This is a genomic window from Rhodomicrobium sp. Az07 (genome assembly GCF_018619475.1).
Taxonomy (GTDB): domain Bacteria; phylum Pseudomonadota; class Alphaproteobacteria; order Rhizobiales; family Rhodomicrobiaceae; genus Rhodomicrobium.
This window is the reverse complement of sequence record NZ_JAHFZG010000024.1, coordinates 24,515-35,661: the sequence shown is the minus strand read 5'-3', so window position 1 is coordinate 35,661 and position 11,147 is coordinate 24,515. Positions and strand designations below refer to the sequence as shown.

Annotated in this window: 8 protein-coding genes and 1 pseudogene; 7 read left to right on the top strand and 2 right to left on the bottom strand. The window is 54.2% G+C overall.

What is annotated here, in order from left to right:
* Positions 1–186: 186 nt before the first annotated feature.
* Positions 187–786: a helix-turn-helix domain-containing protein gene (locus KKP04_RS14400; RefSeq protein ID WP_215033073.1), complete on the bottom strand. Its 600-nt coding sequence runs from the start codon at positions 784–786 to the stop codon at positions 187–189.
* 83 nt (positions 787–869) lie between these two features.
* On the opposite strand from KKP04_RS14400, the gene KKP04_RS14395 reads away from it, so the two are divergent.
* The 7 genes and pseudogenes from KKP04_RS14395 (at position 870) to KKP04_RS14370 (ending at position 10,079) form a co-directional block, all read left to right on the top strand.
* Complete coding sequence (locus tag KKP04_RS14395) at positions 870–1,187, top strand: 3,4-dihydroxy-2-butanone 4-phosphate synthase (RefSeq protein ID WP_215033071.1); 318 nt, start codon at positions 870–872, stop codon at positions 1,185–1,187.
* Between the two features lie 65 nt (positions 1,188–1,252).
* A pseudogene (locus KKP04_RS16005) lies at positions 1,253–1,546 on the top strand (hypothetical protein); the annotation flags it as partial.
* Between the two features lie 372 nt (positions 1,547–1,918).
* Positions 1,919–4,315, top strand: coding sequence for a DUF927 domain-containing protein (locus KKP04_RS14390; RefSeq protein ID WP_371818828.1), 2,397 nt, complete (start codon positions 1,919–1,921; stop codon positions 4,313–4,315).
* 601 nt (positions 4,316–4,916) lie between these two features.
* A complete protein-coding gene (locus KKP04_RS16000; protein WP_371818827.1) occupies positions 4,917–5,273 on the top strand; it encodes a DUF6876 family protein in 357 nt (118 codons plus the stop codon).
* Positions 5,274–5,506: 233 nt separating this feature from the next.
* Entirely contained in the window at positions 5,507–6,229 is a 723-nt protein-coding gene (locus KKP04_RS14380; RefSeq protein ID WP_215033061.1) for a hypothetical protein, read from the top strand.
* Between the two features lie 17 nt (positions 6,230–6,246).
* Positions 6,247–8,343, top strand: a complete 2,097-nt coding sequence (locus KKP04_RS14375) for a dynamin family protein (RefSeq protein ID WP_215033058.1) — start codon at positions 6,247–6,249, stop codon at positions 8,341–8,343.
* A gap of 77 nt (positions 8,344–8,420) precedes the next feature.
* Entirely contained in the window at positions 8,421–10,079 is a 1,659-nt protein-coding gene (locus tag KKP04_RS14370) for a dynamin family protein (protein ID WP_215033055.1), read from the top strand.
* Here KKP04_RS14370 and KKP04_RS14365 read toward each other — a convergent pair.
* Entirely contained in the window at positions 10,074–11,123 is a 1,050-nt protein-coding gene (locus KKP04_RS14365) for a formylglycine-generating enzyme family protein (protein ID WP_215033052.1), read from the bottom strand. The genes KKP04_RS14370 and KKP04_RS14365 overlap by 6 nt on opposite strands.
* Between the last annotated feature and the right edge of the window lie 24 nt (positions 11,124–11,147).

Genomic DNA, 11,147 nt, shown 5'->3' with positions numbered 1-11,147 from the left:
AGACCACTCGAACTCCGTCAGATCGAAGCGCGCCATGAGAAACTCCCTCGTTTGGGAGTTTGAATCACGACACGCCCGATTCGGGAATCCCCTTTATGGGTTTATCACCTAGACTTAGACTTCTTCATTTATATTGAAACTGCAATCTGAGATCCGACGCAGTTCGAAGAATGTGCGCGGAACTCTTCAAAGAAGGACGCAGCCGATCACGGTCGCTTTTGCTCTAAGCCTATGAATAGGCATGGCATTTTGATCGTCGCTGTTGGTAATCAAAAGGTGCGGCCCGATGTATTGCCGCAACAGCAAAACGCCTTCTACGGAGTTGTTGGTAAAAACCTGGGCAATCACCAGTTGGCCAAGCTCCAATTTCTCCAACCCCTTAGGGTTCATATCCGCGATGATCGGATCGCCCTCGGTGATGCCAAGCTCGCTCATCACGTTTGACAGAACCTTGAACATCTTTTGCGTCGAAGATGTCAGCGCCTTTTCGATGGCCGAGCCTTTGGGCGGGATATAGGGCGCAAGGTCGGCCATGTAGCTCAAGCTCTGAACCGAAAGGATTTCGGTCACAGGCACGCCCAACGCGCCGGCGAGCGCCTCCATTTTGGAGAGATGCAGCCCCCGCGCGCCCGCTTCGACCCGCGACAAGTGGCTTTCCGAAATGCCGATTTTTTTCGCGAGCTCGGTCAGCGACAGACCGCGTTCAAGTCTCAGTTGCCGGATTCGATTGACTGCCATGGAGGGCTTCTTGCCATCTTTCTTGGTGGCAATCCAGAGTTTGTCCAAAAAAAGACCTTGGCTACGCCTTGTCTAACAGGCAGCAATCGGCAAGTCAAAGGTAAAACCTGTCAGGGAGGCGCGGGGCACGCATGAACTTGGCGACCAAATTCCAGAGCGTTTTGCAACTGACGGGACATACCCGCACGAGTTTCGCCAAGCGCGCAGGCGTCACGCCCGCGATGTTATCCAGGCTCATCCCCCAGGATGGGAGGGAGCCGGAGAGAAAAGCCACGCTCGCAACCCTGCTCCGGCTGATCTCGGCCTCCGAAGGCCTCCTCACCATCCAGGACTTCCGGGCGCACCGCGCCACGCGTGAAAGGCCCTTCCTGATCGAGACCGCCTGCCCGCTCTGCGGGCGCGCCATCGAGGGCGACGCGAAGCACCCCAAATGCAGATCAGCCGGATGAGCGCGGCCTTGCGATAGGCCCGAGCGGCGCGGCTCGCATGCAAGCAGGAAAGCAAAGGATGTCGCATGAAACGGGGATCGAGCGACGAGGCTAAGACCTGCGATGGCAACAGGTCGCCAGGCAAGACATCGCCAAGCGAGACATCAGGTATGGCGTCATCAGGCCGATGGGAGTCCGTAAAAGCCGACCTCGCCGGCCGGGAGCTCGATATCCTGCGCTGGATCGGCATCGCCTGGCCACCGGCACGGCGTCAAACGCACATCCACTGCCCCTTTCCGGGCCACGACGACAAGAACCCGTCCTGGCGATGGGACACGCGAAAGAAGGCATGGTTCTGCAGCCAGTGCGGCGGTGGCGACGTCCTCCATGCCGTCGAGCGCATGAGGGGACTGTCCTTTCAGGAAGCCCTCGATTTGATCGAAACGGAGCTTCTCGGCCGCGCTTACGAAGCGCGGAAGCCGGAGCGAAAAACATGCCGCAAAATCAGCCAGCAGCAGCCCGCTGAACGCGCTTTGCAACACGGGACAGAGGCAGAAGCCGCTGACGATTTGTCCGATGCCCACGATGAAAGCGCCGATGCGGCTACCGGTGGGCCGACCGGGCGACCGGTCCTTGATGCAGCCGATGGCGACATCGAGAAAAGGCGCCAACGCGCGTTCCAGCTCTGGAGCGAGGCCAAAGCCGTCGCTGGCACGCTCGCTCAGACCTATTTCGAGCAGCATCGCGTCATTGTGCTCGATTGGCCGCTCTTTCACACGGCGATCCGCTTTCATCCCCGTCTTTGGTGCAGTGAGCGCGACGGATATTATCCAGCGATCCTGTTCCGGGTCTCGGACGCCTATGATGGCGAACTCAAGACCCTTCACCGCCTCTATCTCGGCGAGGATGGCGGCAAGGCCAAGATCGCGAGCCCCAAAAAGGCCTATGGCGAGTATGGGGGTGGAGCCATCTGGTTCGGCACGCCGCAAGAAGGCGGCGAGCTTGTAAAAGCCGAAGGGCCTGAAAACGCGCTTGTCTGTTTCATGGCGGGCCGGCCCTTTGTTGCCTCCGCCATTAGCGGCGCGAATCTGAAGAACGTGGTGGCGCCGCCAAGTGTAAAAAGCGTGCTGATAGCCGGCGACCGGGGCCGCGGCGCCGGCAAGGGCAAGGCGGGCGAAGACTATGCCGAGGATGCAGCCAGCGCCGATCGCAAGAGAAAAGTCTCGGCCGCCATCACCTATCCGCCGGCGCGGCCGAAGCCGAACGGCAAATGGCAGGATTGGAATAACCTTCTCGTAAGCGATGGGCTCGATGCCGTGCGCGAGGCGCTGGCTCAAGCCGAGCCCTGGGAAGATCTGCCTTTCGGGTTTCGCTGGCAGGAGAACGGCCGAGGCCTCGAATTCTTGAGCCGCGTCGTGAAGGGTGAGGACGGCGAGGAGGAGGATGAGTGGGATTGGCTTTGTTCCGAGGTGAGGTTCCTCGCCACCACGCTCAACGCGGACAGCAAGGACTGGGGCCTCTATCTCGAAATCAGGACGCGCAACGCCGTCTGGCACAAGGCCGCCATCCCGAAAACCGACCTCGTGACGAGCTCCGAGGATATTTTCAAGCACCTCGCCTATCACGGGCTCGATTTCAACATCACGCCAAGAGCGAAGACGAAGCTCCGGGAGCTGCTCGTCCGCTATCGGCCCAAATCCTATGCGCTGTGTGTTCCGAAGGTCGGATTTCACGACGGGGTGTTTGTTCTCCCCGATGAAACCATCGGGGACAGCAAAGGCCGCGCCGTCGTCTTTCAGCCGCACAAGCCGGTTGAGCATTTCTACCGAAAAGGCGGCAGCCTGAAAGGCTGGCAAGACGGTGTGGCGGCTTACGCGCGCGGCAACGACCGGCTCATGTTTGCGATCGCCGCCGCGTTAGCGCCGCCGCTCCTCGAGCCGATCGGCATGGAAGGCGGCGGCATTCATTTCCGAGGCGGGTCGACGGCTGGCAAGACCACCATCCTTCGAGCCGCTGGCACCGTCTGGGGCGGCGGCGGTCAATATGGCTTCATGCGTACCTGGCGGGCGACCGACAACGCGCTCGAAGCTGTCGCCGCCATCCACAACAATGCGTTTCTTGCCCTCGATGAGATCGCCGAAATCGAGCCCAAAGCGCTCTTCCGGGCGGCCTACGCGCTCGCGAATGGTCGGCAGAAGGAGCGGATGCAAAGAACAGCCGACCTTCGAAGCACTTGCACCTGGCGGCTGCTCTTCATGTCCACAGGCGAAATCGGCATGGCCGAAAAGCTCTCCGAAGACCGCATGCGCGCAACGGGCGGCCAAGCGGTGCGGCTTGTCGAAATCAGTGCCGACGCAGGCCACGGCATGGGCATGTTTCAAAGTCTGCATGGGTTCAAGGAACCAAAGCAGCTCGCCGAGGCGCTCAATGCGAGCGGGCGGGAGCATTACGGCCATGCGGCGACCGCCTTCATTCGCCATCTGACAGGCGATCTCGAGCGGCTGACCGAAGGCGCGAAAGCCTTTATCGGCCGCTTCGTGCAACAAGCCTGCGCCAAAGACGCCGACGGCCAGGTTGCGCGCGTGGCGGGCCGCTTCGGGCTTATCGCTGCCGCTGGCGAGCTTGCGATCGCGGCCGCCATCGTGCCTTGGCGCCGCGGCGACGTGCGTGATGCCTGCAAGCGGCTGTTTCTCGAGTGGGTCGCCGCGCGCGGCACCTCGGGGCCGATCGAGACGCAGAACGGAATTCTGCAGGTTAAAGGCTTCATCGAGCTGCATGGCTCCTCGCGCTTCAGTTCTTGGCATACGCCTGGCCAGCCGACCCTGAACAGGGTTGGCTTCTACCGCATCTTCGATCAGGGTGGCGAGGACGAGAGGGTCGTCTATTACGTGCTGCCCGAAGGTTGGAAAGAGATCTGTCGCGGTCACGACCCGCGATCGATCGCCAGCGCCATGGTGGAGCGCGGCATTATCAACCCCGACAACGATGGAAAGTATCAGCGCGTCGTTCGCCTGCCCGGCATGGGCCCGAGGCGGTGCTACGAAATCGATGCGTCGCTTCTGTTTGGCGATGAGGATGAGCCTTCACCGCAAGTGAACGGCAGCGCCTGGGTGCCCGTCGGGCCGGATTTCACGGCGCCGGACCAATAGGGTGATCGCTTTTTCCGGGTAACAGGTGAAACAGGTGCTACATTATTGATATAACCTGACTTTTTCAGTTACACGGGACAGAGAAGCTCGTGTAACAAGTGTAACATCGCTGCACGTTTCGCCGAATCCTGATCGCGATATTCTCGCTTTAAGCCGGGCGTGTTACGCCTGTTACGCCTCGTCGGTTTTCGAGTGTAACAGATATTTCTTCGTGATTTCAGAACTGTAACGCCTGTTACACGCGTTACACGGAAAGGAAACCATGCCGCGGACGAACCGGCGTTTGGCGGGGTGCTTTATTCAGGGTCTTCACGGGTCCCGGCGATAGCTGCAAGAGGCCGAGAACGGAAGAAGCGGGTCACGAAAAATGTTTGGGCATCCATGCCTGCTTTGCGATCTCATTGCGGTCGAATCCATACGTTCACTTCGGGCAGATGGGTCATTTCCCCACAATCGAGGCCGCGATCGAGGCGAACGACGTGGCCCTCGTTGGGAGGATTTCGGCGGCCTGCGAGCCGAAGAGCGACCGCCGCAAGATCATCCGCGCCTATGGCTCCTGTCCGCCATTGCGATCAAGGCGGCGCAGCAATGACCGCGAAGGATTTCGACAAAGCCCGGCTTTTTTTCCGGACTACCCCACTTCATCGGCTCGGAGACTTGGAATCGCCATCCGCTCAACCGGAGCATCACATTCTCCGACGGCGCGAAATACGTCGCGGACGCGCGCGGCGCTTATTGGCTTCTAGACGAGATCGTCACGAACCAGCTCGCGGCCGGCGTCCGCCGCGAGGAGTTCCAGCACTGGAAGCTTGAAGTGAACTCCAACAAGGCTGGCTGTCTTGCGACGATCGAAACGGAAGGCGTCTTCACGACACGCATCCCCTTCACGGACTTCACGATCGATGAGATACGCTTCTACGTCACGGGCAACGTCATGATGTTGCCGAGCGAGCATTAAGATATGTGATGCGACAAAAATACACAGTGTACCCCCAAACGGATCCCCCGGAACGTTCGGCGATCAGAAATCATAAGCCTTAGAACGCGTTTCGCGTACCCAAGCAATAAGTGCTCACGCTACCTTGACGCCTGCCCGCAACACACCTGTTCGCTATTCATGGAACCCAGCGGTTGTCCACGGCTGAAGCCCGAACTATGTATTTCGATAAGAACGATGCAAAGGGATAGCCGATGTCGTCGGATGTGGCTCGCATTTATGCTTTTCGCGCGGAAGTAGCGAAAGATGCCTCTAAAATCTCTGGTGAGCTCAGAGACGAGATGCATTCATTGGTACGAAATGTCCTCGATGATGAACGGCTCCGTAAACTGAAAGCGGCTCGAGTAAGTCCAAACCGTCTACAACGAGAGTTGGAAGCCACATCAAAAGCCATCATTCAGTCCGCAATTGATATTACCAGTAATAAGCTAATAGGGTGGCGGCGCGCACTGGAACAGAAAGAATCCGCGGAACCTTGGCGGTCGCTATGCTCCCGTGCGGCAGCAGACAAAAAAATCGGCTTGCTTTCAGATAAGCTGTTTGCGGCTTCTATAAACGAATTGCCTATTGATTGGTCTTACTCCACGCCGAGCGTGGAGCCGACCAGCGCGTCGCTCTCTTTTGCTATAGGCGGTGCATCGCTAGCGTTTTGTGTCTCCATTCTATTTCCTTGGCAAAGACCGATACTTTCGGCCCTAGCCATGGCTGTCCCGGGCGCAGTTCTGGGCCTCACGCTGAGTAGTTTTAAGAAATCGGGAGCATTGGCTGGCGACGCAATTGATTTTGTCTTCCGAAAACTCGCTAAAGATTTAGAAATCGCGTTAGACGCGGCTCTCATTCGCATTAATGACGAAATCGACAACGCTGTGAAGGCGTGGTGCACAGCGGTTGAAGACAACTTGAACAATCTCTCTTAATTCAAGGAACGGGCCACATGGATAATGTCGGTGAGACAGAGCTATTAAGATTGTTAAAAGAGGGCAAGGGCCGTATCCTTAGGGATGACATTGAGAAAGCTATAGAACTATTGAATACCGTTTTGTCAGACCTGCGTATTCCTGCGCTTCAGACCCGACTTGAAGAAATAGCGAAAGATCTTTCTGATGACAGGTTTCGAATAATTGTCTGTGGAAGATTCAAGACCGGCAAGTCGACGCTTCTCAACGCTCTTTTGGGCCGCCCGGAGACATCCGACTTCCAGCTGGTTGATGAGGGATTCCTACCGAGCCATTACCTGCCCGCTACAGCTGTCCTTACGGACGTTATCTACTCACCCGCCATGCATGTCAGGGTAGAACGGAATGATCTAAGCACTGAGGATTGGACGTTCACGCGTTTTCGAAATGAAAGTACTGTTCGAACAAGTGATCAAGAAACAAAAACATTCTTTAGCAATATTCGTCGCTTTGAAATCGGATACCCTGCTACGCTCCTTGAGAAGGGACGTATAGTTGTTACCGACTCCCCTGGCACAGCGGATATGGCCTACCGAGACCTCATTACTAAGGAGGCTGTCGGCAGGTCCGACGTTGCAATTGTCGTTCTGTCTACCAACCAACTAGCCGGTGAGGATGAACGTGCATTTATAAGAGATATAAGAGATGCCGGCACAACAATTTTTTCCGTTATAAACCTTTTCGGTCGTCCAATCGACTCGTCGCTCATCAACTATACATGGGAGCGACTTACCGTGATGCAAAATTTTGGCGGAAAAACAGAAACTAAAGATTTTAAGGCGAAGAAAATCTTTTTTATTGACGCGTTGACAGCAAGACGCGGCCGTTGGGAGGGAAGAGATGGAGACGTAAAGCTCTCCGGTATCACTGAGTTTGAAGAGGCGCTAGGTACATTTCTTGATCGAGACAGGATCAAGGCCCATGCCGGGAAATATTTATCAGAGACTCAAATGCTGGCGTCTTCTGCTAGGCTCGCTTTGCTCAAACAGGAGAGTAATCATCGGCTCGAGGCAGAGGAAATCGAGAAGCTGATCGAAAAAATAAGACCTCGTTTAGAGGCATTGCAGCAACAAAGAAACGTTCTTAAGCTAACATTTGATAAATATCAAAACATATGTGAAAACGTTGCCAAGGACACCCTAAGCATCTCTCTTGAAGAATTTCGAAAAGCGATTTCCGGCAAGATTAGAAATGCACAGATTTCGTCTCTGACATACGCAAACATGATCGCTACAGTCTGCGGAGATAGAACAACAGCTCGTGTAATCAGCGATGATATCTATTCACTATTCTCCAAATTTCTTGAAGAAAATCTAAAAGAGTGGTCGGATCCAAATAATGAAAAAGGACTGCAATATGCTCTAAAGCCGAGGATGTTGCAGTTAGCAGCTGAGCTTGAAGAACAAATTACAAAAATATCTAATCAGCTTTCAGCGCTTAGAAGAGAAGGAGCAGGGCTAACTGGCACCTCTGAAATTATCGTCGGCGGAGTTAGCCTGAAAACCGCTATAGAACAAAGGATGGAGGCAATCGCCGGTCAGAGATTAGGCGCGGGTGCCGCTATCGGCGGTGCGCTCGCAGGCGCATTAGTTGTGGTCATTGGCACCACAACCGTGAATAGCATCGCGCTCGCCTTGGCGACAGCTATCGGTACATTTCTTTCGCCCACCTTGCTCATAGGCATATTGATCGTCGCCCTCACTGGACTAGGAGCCGGAGCCAGTACGTTTGGGTTGAAGGACAAAATTAAGGAGGAAGCGGCTCATCAGCTTGCGATGGCAATATCGCTCAACCGAGAATTTGAGGCCGAAATTGCCGGGCAAGTTGCGAATTCCTACCGCGCCTCAACCGATCCGATCGAGAAACTTGTAAGTGCAGAAATACGCGCAGAAGAGGAATCGCTTGAGCTTTTGATTAGGGAGAAGCAGTTTTCACACAAGGAGAAGGAAGTCCGGCTAAGTCAGCTAAATAAGGTGGGCCTTAAACTAGCTGATGCGGAATCTCGACTGACTTTGGCGCGACGGAATCTTGATGTCTTTGATGCGGGCTTGAATGAAGAGGTACCGCCAAACTAACACGGAAGTGCGAAAAGCAGAGTTGGCTATTGCTTTCTACCAAAACGTATAGGGGAGTAGCGGAAGCTAAGTAGCGAATGATAGATAACTTTTATGTGCAGTGCCTGACAGATTGCTCTCGCTTTCTCCGAAACAATTGCAATCACTACTTTTTTAGTTCATTGGAGTGCGATCCCAACCGGAACGAGTTTACTGTTGCTTTTGTAGGCGAATTCAATTCAGGTAAGTCGAGCATATTAAACATGCTTGCTACTAAACCCCTGCTGCCGACTGGTCGTTTCCCGGAGACGGGTGTTTGTTGTCGTCTCGAAAGGGGGGTGAACAGTGAAACGCGCGCAATGCGTCGGGGGTTATGCCAGATTATAGACGGCGATGTGGAGAAGCTGCGCCGCGTGACCGCACTCACTGCAAATGGTGAGAGGGTCTGCTACGAGGAGTTACCAGATGAGATCCACATCCAAACGCCCGACCTTTTGACTCCATCTGGAGTTATCCTGATCGATACACCCGGCTTCAATGATGATGGCCAGATGACTGCAAAGGCGATTGAAGTTGCAAAGCATGCTGATTTAGTCGTCTGGATCCTAAACTCACGGCAATTCCTGAGCTTGATTGATCAAAGATTGCTTCGTGAGGTAATGCAATATCGCGGCCCATATGGATACTTGTTCGTCGAAAACATGTTTCTCAATAGTAGCAACCCATCTGATCTCGCTGCCGAGTGGCAATCAAGACTGAAGACCGAGTTTGGGGTGCATAGCAGGAAGCTTACCGATTTTATTAATGAGGTGGGCCTTAAAGACGTGCGTGTCCTATGCTTGTCAGCTAAAGCCGCAGAAATCGATCTCGAATTTTTTGGTGTACGAGATCTTCTGCAATATATATCAACTTTGTCCGCTGGGGAAAAAGAGGGCCTTAGGATTCGCCGTCAAGCTGCAATGCAGCTTTATTTCCTCACAAAGCTTTTAAGCAAACTACGTGAAGAGCTCGATGCCGAGCTGGCGGTTTTGAAGAGGTCTGAGACCTCATGGGCGGAGTATGTTGCGCATGCAGCCAATCAGAAGGCTCTTCGAGGCCAAGTCTTAGACGCTATAGCCAATACCGTTCAGGTTTGGCGGCATAACGCCGGAGCTATAGGCCATCGCGTTGCAAGTACAATAAACTCGGACAGCCTTCAAAGAGATGGTACCTATTTTGAGGGGCTTAGGGCCTCGTTTTCGGCGCTAAGTGAGGAGTGTGCCCGCGCGCTTAGAAAGAAAATTGAAGATATCTCGGCAATCTACAACGAGAATCTTGATGCCTCCCCTCAAGCATCTGATTTAGAGAAGATATTTTTGGTCCAAGTACCGAAGTTTGATATTCCAAACAATGGAGGTGTCGGAGAAGCCGTTGCGGCCGGAGCGGCCGCGGGAGCGGCTTTTGGTTCCGTATTTCCAGTGATCGGAACCTTCGCTGGAGCGTTTGTGGGCGGAGTTGCAGGCCTTTTCGGGGGGGCGGCCGACGCCATGGGTCGAGATGTTGTGGGAACGAAGGAAAACGTGGAGAATGCCGCCAAAGCTGCGATAGACCACTTCAACACGAGAGAGCGTGTGATTGTCGGGGAAGTTATGAATCTTATCCAGCTTGTTGCACTTTCCGAACCACCCAAGCCGTGCACCGATTCTGTTAATCTAATTCAAGGACGCATAGGCTTGGCCGAACAACATGTGAAGAACTTGCGGAAGGTGCTACTATAATTCACGAATAACCCTAAAGCCTTTATTGTCGTTTCTGGTACTGCGGTCGGCGTCATTTCGAGCAGCAGACCTCAGCCATTGAGGTGGATCGCTCCAAGATCCACCGCGTAAAACTCGAAATCTTGGATTGCCGCCGCGCTCTACTTCCCATGGGTTTGAACTGCTGGGGGCATTCTGATAGGTATCGTGCCAGCAATCTTGCACCCACTCCCAGACGTTACCGTGCGCATCGTGCAGTCCCCAATCGTTTGCAGAAAAGCAATCACATTTGCTGGTTCTCGCAAGGTAATTGCCAACATGGCTTCCGTTGTATGACACCTGGGCGTTGTAGTTCGCACGACTTGGATCAATTCTATCTCCCCACCAATAGGCAGTAGTCGTGCCAGCACGGGCACTATATTCCCACTCGGCCTCAGAAGGTAAGCGATAGGCCCGGCCTGTTTTTTTAGCTAGCCACTCAATGTAGGAAAGGGCGTCGTCGAATGAAACATCAACAACAGGATATAAATCATCTCCCCAGCCGCGATTAAGGGGGAAATACCCCCTTTCTCCACTGTCGGTCGCAAAATGCATCCATTCTTTCCTTGTCACGGGAAATCGACCTATAGCAAAAGCCTGAGGTATATGAACTCTTCTTGTAGGACGCTCAGAGTCGGCACTTAAATACTCAGATGTGGGTGCCCCCATTGTATAATAACCTGGCGGCACAATCACCAGTTGAGGGCTGTAGGTGGCGTCCTTGAAATATTCACCACTTCCGGCGCGCACTCTACAGCTTCCGAAATCTTTGGTGAAAATTATTATTGATTGAAAATCGGTCTCGCGCTTTAGCAAACTATGCCCCGCCGTCACTTGCGGGCTGTGGCTTTCCATTGCTTTGTCCGGCTGAGGGCTCGGTCTTTCGGCTTGAGGCTGCCTTGATCGCCGCCTTAAGCGTCGCAATATATCTAGCGCTCCGATAATTGCGCCGACAATTGCAACCAATGCTTTTATGGCCTCCGCTCTAGCAAAAAGCCAATCGAGAATTCCACTCAGAAAGCCCATTTAGCCCCCCAGATAGGCAAATTG